We start from the raw sequence: 19,827 nt of genomic DNA on the forward strand, positions 1-19,827 counted from the left end.
CCCTCCGGTGCGCGGTGTCAGCTCGCGCCGGCAACGGCCAGCTCGCTCGCTCGGTTCGCGTAGCCGGGATGCGTAGGGTGCGCGACCCGGTACCACGCCAGCGTCTCGGCGAGGGCGTCCTCCAAGGCCGACGGTTCGAAGCCCAGCTCGGCCCGCGCCCGATCCAGCACGCAGCCGCCGGGGCGGCGCGGATCGGGACCGTACGGGCTCGCCCCCTCGGGCAACTCAGCGAACGGCATCGGATGGATGCGGGCCGGCACGCCCATGGCGCGCGCCATGCCTTCGATGAGGTCGCGCAAGCTCACCCCTTCGAAGGCGGCGTTGTAGGCCCTGCGCGCCGTGTCCTTGCGCAGGTCACACGCCAGCGCGCAAGCGAAGCCGATGTCCTTGACCCAGGACAGGTTGGCCGGCCGCTCGTAAGACTCGGCCGGGACCAGCAGCGGACCGCCGTCCGCGACGCGCTGCATATAGGCCGCGATCCGGAGCGTGTGGTCGGCGGGTCCAATGACCGCCGGCGGCCGGACCACAGTCCACGGGAGATCCCGAGTGCGAGCCAGGACCGTTTCGCACCACCGCTTGCCGTCGAGGCAATCCAGGACGTCCGGAGGCTCGCCCTCGAGCGGCACGAAGTCGTCCTCACGCGCCGGCCGGCCGTCAAGATCCGGGTACACGGTGGTCGAGACGAACACGTACCGGTCGCCCCTGAAGATGCGGGCGACCGCCTCCACCTCGCCTGGCTGGTAGCAGGCGAGGTCGAGCAGCACATCGGGTTCGACCGTCGCCAGGGCGCGCCGAAGCTGCTCTTCGTCGGTCCGGTCGAAGGCGATGTAGCTGGTGAAGGTGCCGTAGGGTCGCTCCTTCCGTCCCGCGGCGATCGTCTCCACCCCACGCCGCATCAGCTCCTTGCACGCGGCGGCCCCGATGAAACCCGCCCCGCCCAGGACGAGGGCGCGAGTCATGTACCTACAGGTCGCGGGCGGCGAAGTCGATGTCGAGCCCATCGACACGAGCGAGCCGTCTCGCCATCTCACGCGCCATGGCCACGGAGCGATGCCTTCCCCCCGTGCAGCCGAACGCGACCACGAGCTGCGAGCGGCCGTGCTCGCGGTAGCGCGGGATCGCGGCGCGAAGGGTCGTCTCGAGATTGTCGAGCAGCTCTTGGGCCGCGGGTTGGCTGACGACGTAGTCGCGGACTCGCGGGTCGCGGCCGTCGAGCGGCCGGAGCTCCTCCACCCAGTACGGGTTGTCGAGCAGCCGGACGTCCACGACCCACGAGGCGCCGTCGGGGAGGCCGTTCTTGTAGCCGAACGCCAGGCAGGTGATCAAGAGCCTCTCGCGCGAGCGCAGCCGCTGCGCCAGCTCGCCGAGCTGGGTGGCGTCGACACGGTGATGCGCCCGGTCGTGGCTGCCGCCGGCCCTGCCGTCATCGGGTCCGACGTGGACGAGCACGTAGCGGATGTCGCGGGCGTCGGCGTCCTTGAGCAGCGTCACCGCGTCACCGCGCAGGGGCAGCACGGCGTCCGCCTCCTCCCAGGGCGACAGCCAGCGGGCGAGCTGAAAGCCGGTGTCTAGGAACACGCCCACGGCTTCGTCGAGCTCGGGCTCGCTCGACCCGCCGACGATCACGAGCGTCACCGGCGGGCCTTGGGCCCGAACCGTGGAGTCATAACGTCTCCTTGAGACGCTTGGCGAGGCGCTCGGGCAAGCCGAGGGCCACGATGTCTTGGACCGGGGCTTCTCGAATCGCCTGCACCGAGCCGAAGTGTCGCAGGAGCGCTCGCTTGCGCGCGGGGCCGATGCCTTCGACCGAATCGAGCGGGGACGTCAGCGCTTTGCGCGAGCGGACCTTGCGGTGATGGGTGATGGCGAAGCGATGGGCTTCGTCGCGGACGCGCTGGACCAGGAACATCCCGGGCGAGTTCTTTTCCTGGACGATCGGGTCGGAGCGCCCGGGCGCGAAGATCTCCTCGCGTTCCTTGGCCAACGCGAAGGTCGGTATGTCGGCATAACCTGCCGCCTCGAGCACCTCCAGCGCGGCGCTGAGCTGCCCCTTGCCCCCGTCGATGAGGATCAGGTCCGGCCGGCTGGTGAACGAACTGTCGCCCACGTCGTCGGCCTCCTCGCGGCGCTGCGCCGACTCCAGGCGCTCCAGACGGCGCCGGAGGACCTCCTGCAGCATGGCGAAGTCGTTGGGGCCGGGCACCAGCTTGATCCTGAAGTGACGGTAGTGGTCGTTCCTCGGCCGGCCGTCCTCGAACACCACCATGGCGCCGACCGCGGAGTCGCCCTGGAGGTTGGAGATGTCGTAGCACTCGATTCGCTTCGGCGGCGTCTCCAGGTCGAGGGCTTCGGCGAGCGCGGCCAGCATCGGCTCGGTGCGACTGCGGTCGTAGTCCGCCTGGATGCGCAGCTGCTCGAGCTCCTGGGAAGCGGTCTCCGCCAGCTGCGTGACCAGCGCCCGCTTTCGACCCCGCTGCGGCACCTCAACCGTCACCGGCCCCCCCCGACGCTGGCTCAGCCACCCGGCGACCAGGTCCGGCTCCTCCAGGGCTCCCGGCAGGATGAGCACGCGCGGCACATGGGTCGCGCTCGCGTAGTACTGGAGGACGAAGCCTCGCAGCAGCTCGGCTTCGGCGGCCTCTCCCGCGCCGTCGAGGGCGTGACCGTCGTGGCCGACCATCTTCCCCTGCCTCACGTATGCCACCTCGACGAAGACCTCGCCCCCGCGCCGGGCATAGGCGATGAGGTCCTGGTCCTCGCGGCCGTGGGTCAGGACCTTCTGGCGGTCGGCGATGCGCTCGATCGATTGCAGCTGGTCCCGATAGCGCGCCGCGTTCTCGAAGTCGAGCCGGCCGGCGGCGCCCTCCATGCGCTCCTGGAGCTGGCGGACCAGGACGTCCGAGCGGCCTTCCATGAAGAGGGCGACCTCGTTGATCCGCGCGTTGTAGTCCTCGGGGCTGATGCGCCTCTCGCATGGGCCCGGACAGCGCTTGATGTGGAAGTCCAGGCAGACCTTGCCCTGCTTGAAGATCTCATCCGAGCAGGTCCGGAACGGCAGGAGCTGGCGGATCGACTTGACCGTGCCGCGCAGCGACTGCGCCGAGGTGTACGGCCCGAAGTAGAGGGCGCCGTCGTTCTGAACGCGCCGCGAGTAGTGGACGCGCGGGAACTCCTCGGTGACCGGCAGCTTCAGATAGAGGTAGTTCTTGTCGTCCTTGAGGCGGATGTTGAATCGCGGCCGGTAGTTCTTGATGAGGTTGCACTCGAGCACCAGCGCCTCGACCTCGTTGGCGGTCGTGACGAACTCGAAATCGGAGACCTTGCGCACCAGCTCGGCCACCCTCGCGGTCTGGGCGTAACCCGGCGTGAAATACGAGCGCAGCCGGTCGCGGAGGCGCAGCGCCTTACCGACGTAGATGACCTGGCTGCGGTGGTCGCGGAAGAGGTAGACACCAGGGGCGTCGGGGACGGCGCGCAGCCGGCGCTTGATCGTTTGCTCCAGCGGGGCCACCATTGAAACGGATTGTATGAACACCTAGACTTCGGGCCGTGAGCACGACTCCGGGCGAGCTGCCACCTCGACCCCCCTCCCAGCCGGGGCAACCGACGCAGATCGCGGGTCAACAGACCACGCCCGCAACCTCCGTTCCCGGGGCGCCGCCTGGCGCGGTGTACACGCCTGCCGCCGGGACCCAGACCAACACCCTGGCGATTGTCAGCCTGATCACGGGGATCGGCTCCTTTTTCGCCCACATCATCCCCGGCGTCGGCGGCTTCACCGTGGCTGTCGTCGCGATCGTGACGGGTTACATGGCCCGCAAGCAGATCAGGCAAAGCGGGGAGCAGGGAATGTGGATGGCCACCGCCGGGATGGTCATCGGCATCATTCACCTGGCTCTAATCGGGCTCCTGATCATCATCCTGATATTCGCGATCTTCGTCTTCGGGATCGCTCTGTTCGGCATCACCGCCCACTCCGTATCGGGGCGCTGATCCCCCGAGCGCCTCTCGGTCAGAGGCGTCCCGTGCCGTCTCGAGCCGGGATGGCGAGCATCGGGAACAGGCCGGCGATGACGGAGACGACCACGGCCGCCCACAGGGCGGCGTTCAGGGACCAGCTGATCAGCGGGCCCGCGAAGGCGGAGCCGATAGGAGTGCCGACGTAGTTCACGGCCATCGACACGGCGAAGGCGCGGCCAAACCAGGCCGGGTCGGTTCTTCGCTGCCGGAGGGTGAACAGCCCGATGTCGAAAGGCCCGTTGGCGGCGCCGAACAGCACGACGGCCAGGATCACCGGCGCCAGGCTGGTGGCGAAGGGCAGCAGGGACAGCGCGACGACGCTGATCGCGATCCCGGCGACCATCAACTGACGCTCGCGGCCCCGGCTCGGTAGGCTGCCCGCGATCAAGGCCGAAACGAGGCCCGCGGCGCCCAGCCCGCCCCACAGGAAGCCGACCGTGGCGGGTCCCTGATGAAGCCGATCGAGCACCAGGACCGGGATGGCGATCACCAGCACGCCATTGCCCAGGTTGAAGGTGCTGAGTGTGAGCGCCAGCCCGCGCAGGGTGGGATTGCGCGCGACGTACTCCAGCCCCAACCACGCATTGCGCACGACCGACCCGCCGGCGTGGTGAGCGTTGACCGGGTCCCGCAGCCCCACCATCACCACCGCCGCGGCCGCAAAGACCGCGCCCGCGGCGAGCAGCGCCCACTCGCCTCCGACGAGCCCGACCAGGACGCCCGCCAGGGGCGATGCGACCAGCGACGCGATGACGTAGCCGCTGCTGTCGAGCGCGTTGGCCCGCTCCCAAAGGTGCGCCGGGGCGAGGATCGGCACCAGCGAGCGGGCGCCGGTCGCGCTCAGGGGATTGGTCAGCGACGCGAGGCCGACAATGGTCAGCAGCGCCGCTGGTGGCAGGACGTCGAGCATGGCCAGGGCGGCGATCAGCGCCGCCGCCAAGCCCGCGATCAAATAGTCGAGGACGATCAGCCGGGCGCGGCCCCTGCGGTCCAGGAGCGCGCCGGCCAGCGGCGACACCAGGACGCCGGGAAAGATGCCGACGAATGCGGTGGCGCCCGCCAGCTGGGGGGAGTGGTAGCGCCCCAGGACGAACAGGACCAGGATGACGATCATCATCTGCCCGCCCATGCGCCCCAGGAGCAGGCCCGCGTACAGCCGGGCGAAGCCCGGGACGCGCAGCAGGGCGCCGTACCCGACCGGCCGGCCGGGTTTCAGCCGACGGCCACTTTCGCGCGCCGCGAGCGAACCGAGCCGTCCGTCCTGTCGGGCTGCTTATGCGCCTTGCCGAGCAGCGCGCCGAGGAACTGGCCCGTCGCCGACTCGGGGCTGGCGGCCAGCTGCTCGGGCGTCCCCTGCGCGATCACGTACCCACCGCCGTCGCCGCCCTCCGGTCCGAGGTCGATCAGCCAGTCGGCGGTCTTGAGCACGTCGAGGTTGTGCTCGATGACGACCACCGTGTTGCCGTGGTCGACCAGGCGGTGCAGCACCACCAGCAGCCGCTCGACGTCGGCATAGTGCAGGCCGGTCGTGGGCTCGTCGAGGAGGTACAGCGTCCGTCCGGTGTCCCGGCGCGACAGCTCGGTCGAAAGCTTCACGCGCTGCGCCTCGCCACCCGACAGCTGGGTCGCCGGCTGGCCGAGGCGGATGTAGCCCAGACCCACGTCGTGCAGCGTTCGGAGCTTGACTTTGATCCGCGGCACGTTCTCGAAGACCTCCAGCGCCTCGTCGACGGTGAGCTCCAGCACATCGGAGATCGAGTGGCCGCGGAACTTCACCTCCTGCACCTCGCGCGAGTAGCGCGTGCCGTGACAGACCTCGCAGGGCACGTAGACGTCCGGCAGGAAGTGCATCTCGATCTGGATGATCCCGTCGCCCTGACAGGCTTCGCACCTGCCGCCGCGCACGTTGAAGCTGAACCGCCCCGGCTTGTAACCGCGCATCTTCGCCTCGGGCAGGCTCGCGAACAGCTCCCGCATGTAGGTGAACATGCCCGTGTAGGTCGCCGGGTTGGACCGCGGCGTGCGGCCGATGGGCGATTGGTCGATGTCGATGGCCTTGTCAAGATGCTCGAGCCCCTCGACGCTCCGGTGCAGCCCGGGCCTCTCCTTGGCCTTGTAGAAGTGCTGCGCCACCTTGCGGCTGAGGATGTCGGTGACGAGCGAGGACTTACCCGAACCGCTCACTCCGGAGACCGCGACGAAGCCGCCCAGCGGGATCGCCACGTCGAGATCCTTCAGGTTGTTCGCCTGCGCGCCCCGAATCACCAGCTGCTTCCCGTTGCCACGGCGGCGCTTGGCGGGAATCGGGATCTCGCGGTCGCCGCGCAGGAAGGCGGCGGTGATCGAGTTGGGGTCGGCGATCACCTCGTCGACGGGGCCGGCGGCAATGATCTCGCCGCCGTGCTCGCCCGCGGCCGGGCCGATGTCGACCATGTAGTCCGCCGACCGGATCGTCTCCTCGTCGTGCTCGACGACGATCAGCGTGTTGCCGAGATCCCGCAGGCGCAGCAGCGTGTTGATCAATCGCCTGTTGTCGCGCTGGTGGAGCCCGATCGACGGCTCATCGAGGATGTACAGGACGCCCATCAGCTTGGACCCGATCTGCGTCGCCAGCCGGATGCGCTGCGACTCGCCGCCCGACAGGGTGTTGGCGGCTCGCGCGATGGTGAGGTACTCGAGGCCGACATCGATCATGAACTGCAGCCGCTCACGGATCTCCTTCAGCACGCCGCGCGCGATCAGCTGCTCGCGCTCGGTGAGGTCCAGGGCATCGAAGAAGCCGATCGCCGTGCTGACCGACAGGGCGCACACCTCGGCGATGTTGCGGCTTGCCACCGTGACCGCCAGCGACTCCGGCTTGAGGCGCCGGCCCTTGCACGCCGGACACGGCTTGTCGGACATGTAGCGCTCGAGCTCGGCTTTCAAGAAGTCGGACTGCGTCTCCTGGTAGCGCCGCTGGAGGTTGGCGATCACGCCCTCGAACGGCGCCTCGTACCAGCGGGCGTGCCCGTACTGGTTCTTGTAGCCGAAGCGGATCTTGCGGTCGCCCGTCCCGTTCAGCAGGACCTCGCGGTGCGGCTTGGTCAGCTTCGACCACGGCTTGTCCATGTCGATGCCGAGGTACTTGCTGACCGACTCGAGCAGCTCGGGATAGAAGAACTGGGAGCGGCTCCACGCCGCGATCGCGCCCTCTCGCAGTGAGAGGGAGGGGTCCGGGACCACCAGGTCGCCGTCGACCACCAGCTGAAAGCCGATGCCGGTGCAGGTCGGGCAGGCGCCGTGCGGATTGTTGAACGAGAAGTTCCGCGGCTCGGGTTCGGGAACGCTGGTCCCGTCGTAGGGACAGGCGAAGTCCTGCGACATCTGGATCTCGTCCACGTGCTCTTGAGGCGGAACGTCCCCGCCGGGATCGCCGGGCGTGACGGCGGCGGTCCCCGTTCCCAGGGGGACGATGATCACCGACCCTCCGCCCAGACGCGCCGCCGTCTCGATCGAGTCGACGAGCCGGGTCCGCTGGTCCGGCCCGACCACGATCCGGTCCACCACCACCTGGATGTCGTGCTTCTTGTTCTTGTCCAGGGGGATCTGCTCGCCCAGCTCGTAGAGGCTGCCGTCGACGCGAACCCGAACGAACCCCGACTTGCGCACGTCCTCGATGAGCGAGCGATACTCGCCCTTGCGGCCTTTGACCACCGGGCCGAGCACCATCACGCGCATTCCCTTGGGCAGCTTCTCGACGTGGTCGGCCATCTGCTCGACCGTCTGGCGGCGCACCTCGCGTCCGCACACCGGGCAGTGCGGGTGCCCGATGCGCGCATACAGGAGCCGCAGGTAGTCGTAGACCTCGGTGACGGTACCGACCGTCGACCGCGGGTTCCTGGACGTGCCCTTCTGGTCGATCGAGATCGCGGGGGAGAGCCCCTCGATCGTGTCGACGTCAGGCTTCTCCATCTGGCCGAGGAACTGGCGCGCGTACGCGGAAAGGGACTCGACGTAGCGGCGCTGCCCCTCGGCGTAGATCGTGTCGAAGGCGAGCGACGATTTGCCCGACCCCGAGAGCCCGGTGAACACCACGAGCTTGTCTCGCGGGATCGAGAGCGTGACGTTCTTGAGGTTGTGCTCACGCGCCCCGCGAATCGTTATTTGGTCAATCGGCACTGGGTTCCCCCCGAGACACCATGAATGTTCCGCTTGCGGTCGCGATCAGCCGCCCTCCTTCGCCTTCGACCCGGCACTCGGTCACGCACGTACGCCGGCCGGCGTGCACCACCTTCCCCGTGGCTCGGAGCGTCTCGCCGATCTCCGCCGCGGCGATGAAGTTGAGCTTCAGGTCAAAGCTTACGGCGCGGCGCACCGCGGGCTTCAAGGTCCGTACCGACGCGCCCATGGCGCTGTCCGCAAGGGCGCCGATCAGGCCGCCATGCAGAAAACCCGCGTGGTTGGCCATCTGTTCCAGGCCCACCATCTCGACCGTCGCGGTCCCCTCGCCCTGGTGGACGAGCCTCACTCCCAGCCACTCCCAAGCGCGGGAGGGCGCGGGCGCTTCGGTCACCGGCCCTGTCCCGGGGGCACGACGATGCACGTCGAAGACGCCCGCGCGACCAGGCGGCCGGCGGCGTCGATGACGTCGGCCTCGCCGAAAAGCAGGGACTGGCGCATTTCGATCACCCGCCCGACCGCGCGCAACCTCCCCTCGACCACCGGGCGCAGGAAGTTGATCTTGAGCTCGATCGTGGTGTTCCAACTCCCATCCTCCTGCAGGGTCGCCAGCGACATGCCCATCGCCGCGTCGGCGATCTGGGTGATGACGCCGCCCTGGACCACACCGCCGCCATGGCGGTGTTGCGGGCCGGCCTCCAGCTCGACGACGACGCGGCCCGGTTCCGCCTCTGCGATGCGGGCGCCGAGGGTCTCCATCCACCCCGCGGCATCGGCCTCCAGGAGCCAATTCGCGCGATCGAGGTTCTTCACGGGCCGCGCCGGGCCTTTCTCCAATTGCGCACGGTCGTCCTCTGCTTCGGCGCGGCGGCGATCGCCAGGGCCACGTCACTGTCGTCTTCGCCGCCGCCCTCCTCCCCGGCGAGGCGCTTGCGCAGCGCGATGATGCGGTCGCGCACCCGCGCCGCATCTTCGAACTGGAGCTCCTTCGACAGGCGGCGCATCTCCTTCTCGAGGTCGCGCACGATCGCCAGGAGGTCCTCACGCGGCACTCCCGCTCCGACCATGAGCTCGACCGCGTCCGCCTGGATGTCCTTGTCTTCGATCTCGAGCGCGTAGATCGCCTTCTTCACGGTCTCGGGCGTGATGCCGTGCTCCTGGTTGTAGGCGACCTGCCGCGCGCGCCGGCGCTCGGTCTCGTCGAGCGCCTGCCGCATCGAATCGGTGATCTTGTCCGCGTACATCACCACGTGGCCCTCGACGTTGCGGGCCGCGCGCCCGATGATCTGGATGAACGACCGGTACGCTCGGAGATAACCCTCCTTGTCCGCGTCGAGGATGGCGATGAATGCGACCTCCGGCAGGTCCAGGCCTTCGCGCAGCAAGTTGATGCCGACGACCACGTCCACCGCGCCGGTGCGCAGGTCGCGCAGAACGTCGATCCGCTCCATCGCGTCCAGCTCGGAGTGCAGGTAGCGCACCTTGACGCCGTACTCGCGCAGGTAGTCGGCGAGGTCCTCGGCGAACCGCTTGGTCAGCGTCGTCACCAGCGAGCGGTGGCCCAGCTGGGTGCGCCTCTTGACCTCGGCCAGCAGGTCGTCGATCTGGCCCTCGGTGGGTCGGACCTCCACGGTGGGATCCACCAGCCCGGTCGGGCGCACGACCATCTCCACCGTGTGCTGCGACCGCCGCAGCTCGTACGGCCCGGGGGTGGCGGAAACGTAAATCACGCTCTGCGCGCGCTCCTCCCACTCCTCGAAGCTCAGAGGCCGGTTGTCGAAGGCGCTGGGCAGCCGGAACCCGTACTCGACGAGCGCCGCCTTGCGCGACCGGTCGCCACCCAGCATGCCGCCGATCTGCGGCACCGCGACGTGGGACTCGTCGACGAATATGAGTGCGTCGTCGGGCAGGAAGTCCATGAGCGTGTATGGGGCGTCGCCGGGCTGGCGTCGCGTCAGGTGCATCGAATAGTTTTCGATCCCGGCGCAGGTCCCCGTCTCGCGCAGCATCTCCAGGTCGAAGTTGGTGCGCTGCCGCAGCCGTTGAGCCTCGAGCAGCCGGCCGTGCTCCTCGAACCACTTGCAGCGCTCATCGAGCTCCGCCTCGATGTCCACCATCGCCAGGCGCAGCTTGTCCGCCGGCGTGACGTAGTGGGAGGCCGGGAACACGGTGAACTCGTCGCGCGGGCCCAGGATCTCACCGGTCACGGCGTCCAGCTCTTGGATCCGCTCGACCTCGTCGCCGAAGAACTCCAGCCGGAAGACCTTCTCCTCGTTCGCGGGCACGAGGTCGACGACGTCGCCTCGAACGCGGAATCGCAGCCGTGCCAGGTCGTAGTCGTTGCGCTCGTACAGCATCTCGGTGAGCTTGCGAAGGAAGACCTCCCGCCGGATCGACTGGCCCTTCTCGACGTGGAGGGATTCGCCCATGTAGTCCTCGACCGAGCCGATGCCGTAGATGCAGCTGATGCTGGCCACCACCAGCACGTCCCGCCTGGTCATCAGTGACTGGGTGGTGGAGTGCCGCATGCGGTCGATCTCATCGTTGCGGCTCGAGTCCTTCTCGATGTAGGTGTCGGACCGCGCGATGTACGCCTCCGGCTGGTAGTAGTCGTAGTAGCTGACGAAGTACTCGACCGCGTTGTCGGGCAGCAGGCGCCGGAACTCGGCGCAGAGCTGGGCCGCGAGCGTCTTGTTCGGGCTGAGCACCAGCACCGGCCGCTGGAGCTGCTCGACCGCCCACGCCATGACGTTCGTCTTGCCGCTCCCGGTCACGCCCAGGAGCACCTGCTGCGTCAGCCCGGACCCGACGCCTTCGACCAGCTGCTCGATCGCCTGCGGCTGGTCTCCGGCCGGCTTGAAGGGTGCGTCGACACGAAAGCGGGAGGGCATCGGGAATCTCTCATTCTAAGGCGCACAAACGTTCGCCGGAAGACCGCAATCGCGATCAGGGCAGCGCCAGGATCAATGCCTCCACGATCGTCCCGGCCGTGACCTCCTCGGTTCCGGGCGCGATCCGGACGAGGGCGTGCGCGCCCGCCAGGGACATGAGGCGGGAGGAGGACTGTGAGCCGGTGGTCTCGGCCACCAGCTCTCGACCGTCGCGCCGCAGCGTGACGCGCTGGAACTCCGTGCGGTCGGCGCTCGCGCGCGCGTCGTACAAAAGGCGCACCGGCAGCGTCGGTCGGTGCAGCCGGGCGAAGCCCTGCATCTTGCGCAGCGCCGGTCGCACGAAGACCTCGAAGGTCACCAGCGAGGAAACCGGGAAGCCGGGCAGTCCGAACGCGACCTTGGACTGGGGGAGGGTGGCGAACGTGAACGGTTTGCCGGGCTTGAGCTTGACCCGGCCCACATGCACCGTGCCGAGCGACTCAAGCAGCGGCTTGACCAGGTCGTGCGTGCCCACGGAGACGCCCCCGGACGTCACCAGCGCGTCCGCCCGGTCCAGCGCCTGCACGACGAGCCGCCGGAGCGGTTCCGGCTGGTCCGGCCCGATCCCGAGCAGGCTCACCTCGGCGCCCGCCTCCCGAAGCGCCGCCAGCAGGGCCCAGCGATTGGAGTCGGCGATCTGCCCGCGGCGCGGCTCCTCCCCCACCTCCACCAGCTCGTCGCCCGTCGACATGAGAGCCACGCGCGGCCGGCGGTGCACGCTGAGGTATGCAAGTCCGAGAGCGGCAGCCACTCCCAGCTCGGCTGGGCCGAGGTGGCTCCCGGCCGAGAGAACCCGCTCGCCGGCGCGGAGGTCGGCGCCCGGCGGATGGAAGTTGGCGCCCGCTCGCAGGCCGCCGGGGACGGTGACGACGTCGCCGTCGACGCGCACGTCCTCGACCATGACGACGCAGTCCGCGCCGTCGGGCAGCACGCCGCCGGTGAGGATGCGCGCCGCCGTGCCCGACTTCACCTCGCCGGCGAAGGGACGGCCGGCGGCCGACTCACCGAGCACGCGGAGCGCCCTCCCGGCGTCGGCCGCTCGCACCGCGTACCCATCCACGGCACTGGACGGAAACGGGGGCAGGGACGCGGACGCGACCACATCCTCACCCAGCACGCGGCCGGCGCAATCGGCCAGGGGCAGTCTCTCCACACCCAGCACCGGGGTCCGCTCCAGCACCAGCGCGGCGGCTGCGTCGACGTCGAGCAGCGGGTACGTGGACGCCCTCATGTGGTCACCGAGCGCGAATCACTCGTAGCGGAGCGCTTTGATCGGATCCTGGCGCGCGGCTCGCAGGGCGGGCAGCAGGCCGCTGACCGTGCTGAGCAGCACCGCGAGCACCAGCGCGGCGAGGACGACCGTGACATCGGTCCTGAACACGTCGAAGGTGGTGGGGCTCACCGCCCGGGTGAGGCGGTCGACGGCGGCGTTGCCCAGCCGGGCCAGGCCGACGGCGACCAGCGTGCCGACCAGCCCGCCGGCGAGGCCGATCACCGCGGCCTCGGCGACGAATACCTGCAGCACGTCGCGCCGCCGAGCGCCCAGCGCCTTGAGCACGCCGATCTCCTTGGTGCGCTCGAGCACCGCGGTGTACATGGTGTTCGCGATGCCGAGACAGGCGAGCAGCAGAGCGACGATCGCCAGTCCGAGCAGGGCCAGTCGCAACTTGGCCAGCAGGTCCTCGAAGTCGCGGAACTGGTCGCCGAAAGTCTGAGCCTGGAAACCGAGCGCCTCGACGCGATGGCGAAGACCGTCGACCGCGGGGCCGGAGTCGGCCAGCAGGGTGATGCTCGCGAATTCGCCGCCCTTCCACCCGTTGGCCTGCGCCAGGCGCGTCCAGTAGGCGCGGAGCAGCCCGTATGGGGCCAGGCCGCCTGGCGCGCCCGCCGGCATGTACCGGTTGGAGACGACCCCGACCACCAGCAGCTCGATGGGGACCGGATGCGTGACCGGGTTGCGAGCCGCCCCCGGAAGCAGCAGGGCGCCGTAGCCCGCGCTGAACCCGACCTTCGTCCCGATGGCCGCGGGCGCGCTCACCAACCCGAGCGCGGTCGCCTCACCGTCGCTGAGCACCACCTCGAGCGCCGAGTCCGACTGCGGCAGGCGTCCCGCGGCCAGCTTGAGTCCACCGCTCGACTGCCCGACCGGTGGCAGCGAGACCAGCGCGCCTGAGGGCATGGCGGCCGGCTCCGCCGCGACGGCCGCGCCCGGTGCCGGCGGGTTGAACGCTCCGCTCATCGCCATCTCGCCCCAGGCGGCGCGGACGTGGGCCAACCCGCTCAGCGTGGCGAGCGTGCCGGCGTCGAAGGCGGCCGGATTCGCGGTGGCGAGAGGATAGACGGCGAGCTGATGCAGCTGGCTCGTGGCCAGGGCCGGGGAGCTGAGAGCGCCCTGCAGGCCTTCGGCCAGGGCGACGATCAAGCTCATGGCCGCGATCCCGATGGCCACGCCCGTGGTCGTGAGCGCCGTGCGCAGTGGCCGCCTGCCGGCGCTGCCCAGGCCGACCTTCAAGGTGTCCCGCCAGTGAAGACGGGCCGGCAGTCCCACCGGGTCCTGGTTGCGCACGGTCGGGCGCCCGGCGTCCAGCTCGATCGCACGGCCGTCGCTCATCCTCACCACCCGGCGGGCATGCCGCGCGACCTCAGGGTCGTGGGTAACGAGCACCACCGTCGCGCCGCGGCGGTTGAGGTCTTCCAGCAGCTCGAGCACGACCTCACCCGCGGCTGAATCCAGGCTTCCCGTGGGCTCGTCGGCGAGGATGAGACCGGGCCGGTTGGCGAGAGCGCGGGCCACCGCCACCTTCTGCTGCTCGCCGCCGGCAAGCCGGCCGGCGCGCGCCCGGGCGCGGTCCTCCAGGCCGACGAGCACGAGCAGGCGACGCGCTCGGCGGCGGCGCTCCTCGAGCTCGACCCCGGCCAGGGTCAGCGGCAGCGCCACGTTATCTTCGACCGTCATCGAGGGGATCAGGTTGAACGTCTGGAAGATCGTGCTGACGCGCTGCAGGCGGTAATCGGCGAGGTCCTGGTCGGAGAGCTCGCCCAGCGGCAGGCCGGCGCCGTAAACGTGGCCAGTGGTCGGGCGGTCGAGCCCGCCCATCAACGAGAGCAGCGTGGTCTTGCCGCAGCCGGAGGGCCCGACGACGGCAACGAACTCGCCTGGTCCGATCTCGAGCGATACGTCTTTCAGCGCCGAGACGTGCGACTCGCCCCTGCCCCCGAACTCCCGCGAGACCGCATCCAGGCGGAGGCCGACCGCCTGGCCGAGGAGGTCTTTGAACTCGGCCTCCACCGGCTCGGGCATGGGCAGCAGCACACCGGGACCGGTGGGCGCTTCGAATCCAGGGCCCACGCCGGCGGCCGGCGCCGCCTCGGTGACGGAGGGCGGGCTCTCGGCGCCGCTCCCGCCGACCGGTGGCGCCGCCTCAGGCGCTGGACCGTGGGCCGGGCGCCGGCGGCGGCGTTTCCGGGCGTCGCCCGATTCGCCACCCCGGTCGCGTGCTGCGGTCGCCACCCCCAACAGAGTGTAAGTGCTCACTTAACAGTCAGCGCATCCGTTGACTGACCTGATCCTCGAGCCATTTCAGGTAGGCGGGCGAGCCGCCTTCGACCGCGATCTGAAGGATCTCGGGGAGCTCGTAGTCGTGGTGGCTGCGGACGTATTCCTGGACCGCCTCGGAGCGCGACTCGACGGTCTTGACGAGGAGCAGGGCCTCATGCTCCCGCTTCAGCTGGCCGTCCCAGTAATAGAAGGAATGGACGCTGGGCACCACCGAGCAGCACGCGGCCAGGCGCTCCACCACCAGGGCCTCTCCCAGCCGCTCGGCATCGTCGCGGCCGCCAGTCGTGACCATGATCAGGACAGGGCGGTCCGGCATCAGGTCAATTGTGGGCTGTTCTTGGCCTGTCCAGCCAGACGGTTCCGGCCAGCAGCGCGATCGCCCCGAGCAGCAGCCCGCCGATGACGTCGGATTCCCAGTGCACGTCGAGGTACAGGCGGTCGAAGGCGACCAGGACGATGATGGCGATCGCGACCGGGATGGCGAGGGCGCGAGCAGCCGGCGATGGAGCCAGCCGCCTGACGGCGAACGCGAGCAACCCGTACGCGACGACGGTGCGCACCATGTGCCCGCTCGGAAAGCTGTTCCCCAGGCCGGAGCCGAGCAGCAGGTCGGTGACGCTGGGACCATCGCTGTGCGACAGCGATCGCGGGGGCCCCGGATGGTGCAGGTAGTACTTGTACAGCAGCTCCAGCACCTGGACGGCGATGAACGCGACGACCACCCACGCGTCGGCCCCGAACCCGCCGCGGAGCAGGTACACGACGAGGGCGAGCATCAGGACCGAGGTGAGCTCGAGGCCGCCGAGCTCGGCGATCGCCTCGAACAGCGTGTGGAGCGAGTCGAGCCAGGCGCCGTGCATCGCCTGCGCGACCTGCTGATCAAGGGTGGTGAACATGCCCGCCGCGATCGCCATCGTCAGCCCGACGAAAGCCACCGCGAGGACGGCGATTCCAACCAGGCGAGGGATCAATGCTGGCAACGACGGCAGAAGACCGTGCTGCGGCCGGCGATGCGAATCATCGAGAGCGGCCGCCCGCACGTGAAGCAAGGTTCGCCCGCCCGGCCGTAGACCAGAAGCCTCTCCTGCTGGCCCCCGATCTCACCCCACGCATCGCGGTACGTGCCGACGGAGCTGCCGCGATTTTCGATCGCGGCCTGCAGCGACTCGCGCAGCGCGTGGTGCAACCGCCCCACCGACCTGCGGCTGAGGCTGCCGGCCAAGCGGTCAGGGCGCAGGTGCGCTCGGTAGAGCGACTCGTCGGCGTAGATGTTGCCGACGCCCGCGACCGTTCTCTGGTCGAGCAGCACCGCCTTCAGCGGAGCACGACGGCGGCGAAAGCGCGCGTACAGGTCGTCGGCTCCGAAAGTTGGATCGATCGGTTCCGGACCCAGGCGCGGCAGGGCCCTGGACGCGATGAGCGCCGCCTCGGTCCCGAGCAGGATCCGGCCGAAGCGGCGGGGGTCGCGGTAGCGCAGATGCCGGCCGTCATCGAGGACGAAGACCGCATGCGTGTGCTTGGCCGGCGGAATGCCCGCATCGACCAGCCGCAGCTGGCCGCTCATGCCCAGGTGCACGACGAGAAGGCAATCGCCCTCGAGCCGGATGAGGATGTACTTGCCGCGGCGGCCGACCTGCACGATGCCCATGCCCGCGACCGAATCGATGAAGGCCTCTGATTCGGGGTGCCGGACGATGGCCGGGAAGCCAAGCTCGCACCGCACGATGGTGCGGCCGGCCAGGTGCGGGCGCAGGTCGGCGACGATCGTCTCGACCTCAGGCAGCTCCGGCATCAGGCGCGGACGACCGCGAGCTTATGCATGTCCGCCCAGTTGGGCCCGACCTTGGCCTCGACCTCGATGCCGGTCTCGAGCTCGTATGCCCCGGTCATGATTCGCGGCACGGTCTCGGCAAACCGGTCCAGCTCGGTCTTCGGGACCTCGAACAGCAGCTCGTCATGGACCTGCAGCAGCATGCGACCTTCGATGTGATCCGCCTCGAGCTCGCGCTGCAGCCTGACCATCGCGATCTTGATGATGTCCGCCGCCAGCGACTGCATCGGAAAGTTGATCGCCATGCGCTCGGCGGCGCTGCGCAGCTGGAAGTTCGGCGAGCGCAGGTCGGGGATCGCCCGGCGCCTGCCGGTGGCGCTGACGACGAACCCCTCCTCGCGCGCCTTCTTGCGCACCTCGTCCAGGTATTCCTTGAGCCGTGAGTAGGTCGACCAGTACTGCCCGAGGAACTCGCGCGCGACGTCGCCGGTGATGCCCAGCTGCTGAGACAGGCCGTACTCGCCCTGGCCGTAGATCGACCCGAAATTGGCGACCTTCGCGAGCCGCCGCTGGTTCGGATCGACGGCCTCGATCGGGACCCTGAAAACCGCGGCCGCGGTCGCGGTGTGGATGTCCTGCCCGGCGGCAAAGGCTTCGAGCAGCTTGGGGTCGCCGCTCAGGTGCGCGGCAATGCGGAGCTCGATCTGCGAGTAGTCCGCCGAGACCATCACGTGGTCCGGCCTGGCCGCCTTGAACGCGCGCCGGATGCGCTGGCCCAGCTCGGTCCGGATGGGGATGTTCATCAGGTTGGGGTTGGAAGACGCCAGGCGCCCGGTGGCGGTGCTCGCCTGGCCGAACGACGTGTGGACGCGCCCGCTCAACGGATCGACCAGCTGCGGCAGTGCGTCGACGTAGGTCGACTTGAGCTTGGACAGCTGGCGATGCTCGAGGATCAAGCCGACGATCGGATGCTTGTCGCGCAGCGTCTCGAGCGTGTCCGCATCAGTCGAGTAGCCGGTCTTCGTCCGCTTGCCGACAGGCAGTCGGAGATCCTCGAACAGCACCTTGGCCAGCTGCTGCGGCGCGTTGAGGTTGAACTTCTGGCCCGCGACCTGTTCGACCTCGGACTCGATGGCGGTCAGCTGTGCCCCGAGCTCATCCTGCATCTGCTTGAGGTACGGGACGTCGATGGCGACGCCCTCCGATTCCATGTCCGCGAGCACGCCGGCGAGAGGCAGCTCGATCTCGTGAAATAGGTAATCGACGCCAAGGTTTCGCATCTCCGCTTCGAGCCGCGGCCGAAGGTTGAGGATGGCTTCGGCGCGCCGGGCGGCGAACTCCGCCGCCTCCGGCGCCTCGACGGCGGCGGGCTTGCGCGCGCTGCGACCGGTGCCCAACAGCTGCTCGGTGCCGACGAGCTGGACGTCGAGGAACTCACGCGCCAGGTCCTCCAGCCGCGGGTCTCGCGAACCGGCGCCGAGCAGGTACGCGGCGAGATAGGTGCTGAACGCCCACTCCCTTTTGCCGCCACCGAGCGACCGCAGCGCAAGCTCGGTCTCCTTGGCGTCGTGACCGAGGACCGGGCGGCCGGACAGAATGCTGGCCACCGCGTCCATCGCATCCGCCTTGGCGACATAGAACGTGTCCTTGCCGGTCGCGACGCCCAGACCGCAGACGCGGGCGCCGCGACCCGCGCCCTCATTGAAGGTGAAGACGCCCACGTCGGTCACACCATCCAGCAGGCTCGCTGCCTCCGTCGCATCGTCGACGACTCTCAGGCCGGCCGGCCGCGGCGCGGCCCCGAACGTGAGGCTGGGCTGCACGGGAACCTGGTCGGGGGGCGGGAAGCGGCTCAGCAGCTGCCGGAACTCGAGGCGGTCGAAGACGAGCCGGGCCTTCTCGTAGTCGTACCGCGTCCAGCGAGCCTGCTCGAGCTCGAGCTCGACCGGGACGTCGCGGACGATCGTGACCATCCGCTTGCCGAGCCGCATCTGATCAGCGTTCGCCCTCAGCGAGGTCTTCAATCGCCCTTCCGGCAGCTCATCTAGCCGCTCGAGAAGGGCTTCGATCGAACCGTATTCCCCGACCAGCTTCGCGGCCGTCTTGTCGCCGACGCCGGGGACGCCCGGGATGTTGTCGGAGGTGTCGCCACGAAGGGCCTTGAAATCGATCAGCTGCGCCGGCTCGAAGCCGTATCGCTGACGCACCTGGTCGGGCCCGTAGACGAATGTGTCGGTGATGCCGCGGCGCGGCACCAGGGCCTCCACCGACTCCGACACCAGCTGGAGGCAATCGAGGTCCCCCGACACGATCGTGACCGCATGGCCCCTCTCCTCTGCGATCCGCGCGAGCGTGCCGATGACATCGTCGGCCTCGAAGCCTTCAAGCCCATAGATGGGAATCGAGAACGACTGCAGGACGTCGCGCACCTTCTCGATCTGCGGCCGGAGGTCGTCGGGCATCGCCCGTCTTCCCGCCTTGTACTCCTGGTATTCCTTGGACCGGAACGTCGGAGCGCCCAGGTCGAAAGCGGCGACCGCGTACTCCGGGCGTGACGCCAGGACGATGGCCAGCATCGAGGTGAAGCCGTAGACGGCGTTGGTCACCTGGCCGTCCGAGGTGCTCATCGGAGGCAGGGCGAAAAAGGCCCGGTAGATGAGGCTGTGTGCGTCGATCAGAACCAGCCGTCCTCGCCGCCCCTTCGCCACGTCCGGATTCTACTGGCGGCATGGTCCGCGGCCCGGCGGACGGCACCTTCAAACCCCCTGGGATCGCGTAGCCCGAAGGGTAGAATGGGCTTGAGGATGAAAAACCTCATCGAGGTCTCGGTCGACAGCATCAGGATCCACATGCCGACCGCCCAGCACCTTGTGATCCTCAAGGAAAAAGAGGCGGATCGGTACCTACCGATCTGGATCGGCTCATTCGAGGCGCAGGCGATCGCCACCAAGATCTCCGGTAACCCGCTGGGCCGCCCTCTCACCCACGACCTGATGGCGACCGCGTTCGGCGACCTCGGCGTCAGCGTCAAGCGGATCGTGGTCACGCGCCTTGCCGACCAGGTCTTCTACGCGCGGCTCTACGTCAAGCAGGACGGACGCGACCTCGACTTCGATGCACGGCCATCCGACGCGATCGCGCTGGCGGTGCGCGTCGAGTGCCCGATCTTCGTCGCCTCGGAGGTCATGGAGACCGCCGGCATCATCCCTGAGGCCGACGAAGCAGGAGACGACAAGGACAAGGCGGAGAGGTCCGTGGACGACGAGCGTCTCGCCGTCTTCCGCGACTTCGTCAACAGCCTGGACCTACCGGAGCTTCCCGACGAGCCGGGCGCCAAGGACGAGCCCGGTGCGCAGGACAAGCCCGGAGGTCGCCCCGGCCGGGGCTGA

Annotated in this window: 16 protein-coding genes; 2 read left to right on the forward strand and 14 right to left on the reverse strand. The window is 69.2% G+C overall.

Going from position 1 to position 19,827, the window contains the following annotated elements; translation table 11 throughout:
• Nucleotides 1–17: 17 nt before the first annotated feature.
• From EPN29_07230 to uvrC, 3 genes are read right to left on the reverse strand one after another with little or no spacing between them, the layout of a single operon-like run.
• Nucleotides 18–1,007: an NAD-dependent epimerase/dehydratase family protein gene (locus tag EPN29_07230; GenBank protein TAN32809.1), complete on the reverse strand. Its 990-nt coding sequence runs from the start codon at nucleotides 1,005–1,007 to the stop codon at nucleotides 18–20.
• Nucleotides 964–1,635 (reverse strand): hypothetical protein, encoded by a 672-nt coding sequence (locus tag EPN29_07235; protein TAN32810.1) that lies wholly within the window; start codon nucleotides 1,633–1,635, stop codon nucleotides 964–966. The genes EPN29_07230 and EPN29_07235 overlap by 44 nt, the downstream gene beginning before the upstream one ends.
• A gap of 28 nt (nucleotides 1,636–1,663) precedes the next feature.
• Nucleotides 1,664–3,514 carry an excinuclease ABC subunit UvrC gene (gene uvrC / locus EPN29_07240; protein TAN32811.1) on the reverse strand — a complete coding sequence of 617 codons (1,851 nt, stop codon included), beginning with the start codon at nucleotides 3,512–3,514 and terminating at the stop codon, nucleotides 1,664–1,666.
• 35 nt (nucleotides 3,515–3,549) lie between these two features.
• On the opposite strand from uvrC, the gene EPN29_07245 reads away from it, so the two are divergent.
• The gene (locus EPN29_07245; GenBank protein ID TAN32812.1) at nucleotides 3,550–3,993 is read left to right on the forward strand and encodes a DUF4190 domain-containing protein; all 444 of its coding nucleotides are present in this window, start codon (nucleotides 3,550–3,552) and stop codon (nucleotides 3,991–3,993) included.
• 19 nt (nucleotides 3,994–4,012) lie between these two features.
• Here EPN29_07245 and EPN29_07250 read toward each other — a convergent pair whose 3' ends face one another.
• The 11 genes from EPN29_07250 to polA are packed head-to-tail and all read right to left on the reverse strand — an operon-like array spanning nucleotide 4,013 to nucleotide 19,146.
• Complete coding sequence (locus EPN29_07250; GenBank protein ID TAN32813.1) at nucleotides 4,013–5,236, reverse strand: MFS transporter; 1,224 nt, start codon at nucleotides 5,234–5,236, stop codon at nucleotides 4,013–4,015.
• Nucleotides 5,233–8,178, reverse strand: a complete 2,946-nt coding sequence (gene uvrA / locus EPN29_07255) for an excinuclease ABC subunit UvrA (GenBank protein TAN32814.1) — start codon at nucleotides 8,176–8,178, stop codon at nucleotides 5,233–5,235. Before uvrA ends, EPN29_07250 begins: the two co-directional genes overlap by 4 nt.
• Complete coding sequence (locus EPN29_07260) at nucleotides 8,168–8,602, reverse strand: PaaI family thioesterase (protein TAN32815.1); 435 nt, start codon at nucleotides 8,600–8,602, stop codon at nucleotides 8,168–8,170. The genes uvrA and EPN29_07260 overlap by 11 nt, the downstream gene beginning before the upstream one ends.
• Nucleotides 8,569–9,015: a PaaI family thioesterase gene (locus EPN29_07265; protein TAN32816.1), complete on the reverse strand. Its 447-nt coding sequence runs from the start codon at nucleotides 9,013–9,015 to the stop codon at nucleotides 8,569–8,571. The genes EPN29_07260 and EPN29_07265 overlap by 34 nt, the downstream gene beginning before the upstream one ends.
• Nucleotides 8,988–11,069 (reverse strand): excinuclease ABC subunit UvrB, encoded by a 2,082-nt coding sequence (gene uvrB / locus EPN29_07270; GenBank protein ID TAN32817.1) that lies wholly within the window; start codon nucleotides 11,067–11,069, stop codon nucleotides 8,988–8,990. Before uvrB ends, EPN29_07265 begins: the two co-directional genes overlap by 28 nt.
• 55 nt (nucleotides 11,070–11,124) lie before the next feature.
• Nucleotides 11,125–12,339: a molybdopterin molybdenumtransferase MoeA gene (locus EPN29_07275; GenBank protein ID TAN32818.1), complete on the reverse strand. Its 1,215-nt coding sequence runs from the start codon at nucleotides 12,337–12,339 to the stop codon at nucleotides 11,125–11,127.
• Nucleotides 12,340–12,357: 18 nt separating this feature from the next.
• A complete protein-coding gene (locus EPN29_07280; protein TAN32819.1) occupies nucleotides 12,358–14,643 on the reverse strand; it encodes an ATP-binding cassette domain-containing protein in 2,286 nt (761 codons plus the stop codon).
• Between the two features lie 7 nt (nucleotides 14,644–14,650).
• On the reverse strand, nucleotides 14,651–14,983 hold the full coding sequence (locus EPN29_07285) for a divalent-cation tolerance protein CutA (protein TAN32820.1): 333 nt from the start codon (nucleotides 14,981–14,983) through the stop codon (nucleotides 14,651–14,653).
• A 4-nt stretch (nucleotides 14,984–14,987) separates the two neighbouring features.
• Complete coding sequence (locus EPN29_07290; protein TAN32821.1) at nucleotides 14,988–15,647, reverse strand: phosphatase PAP2 family protein; 660 nt, start codon at nucleotides 15,645–15,647, stop codon at nucleotides 14,988–14,990.
• Complete coding sequence (gene mutM / locus EPN29_07295; protein ID TAN32822.1) at nucleotides 15,635–16,459, reverse strand: bifunctional DNA-formamidopyrimidine glycosylase/DNA-(apurinic or apyrimidinic site) lyase; 825 nt, start codon at nucleotides 16,457–16,459, stop codon at nucleotides 15,635–15,637. The genes EPN29_07290 and mutM overlap by 13 nt, the downstream gene beginning before the upstream one ends.
• Nucleotides 16,459–19,146: a DNA polymerase I gene (polA, locus tag EPN29_07300; protein ID TAN32823.1), complete on the reverse strand. Its 2,688-nt coding sequence runs from the start codon at nucleotides 19,144–19,146 to the stop codon at nucleotides 16,459–16,461. Before polA ends, mutM begins: the two co-directional genes overlap by 1 nt.
• A gap of 96 nt (nucleotides 19,147–19,242) precedes the next feature.
• On the opposite strand from polA, the gene EPN29_07305 reads away from it, so the two are divergent.
• Nucleotides 19,243–19,827, forward strand: a complete 585-nt coding sequence (locus EPN29_07305; protein ID TAN32824.1) for a bifunctional nuclease family protein — start codon at nucleotides 19,243–19,245, stop codon at nucleotides 19,825–19,827.

It is taken from the genome of bacterium (genome assembly GCA_004299235.1).
Taxonomy (GTDB): domain Bacteria; phylum Chloroflexota; class Dormibacteria; order Dormibacterales; family Dormibacteraceae; genus SCQL01.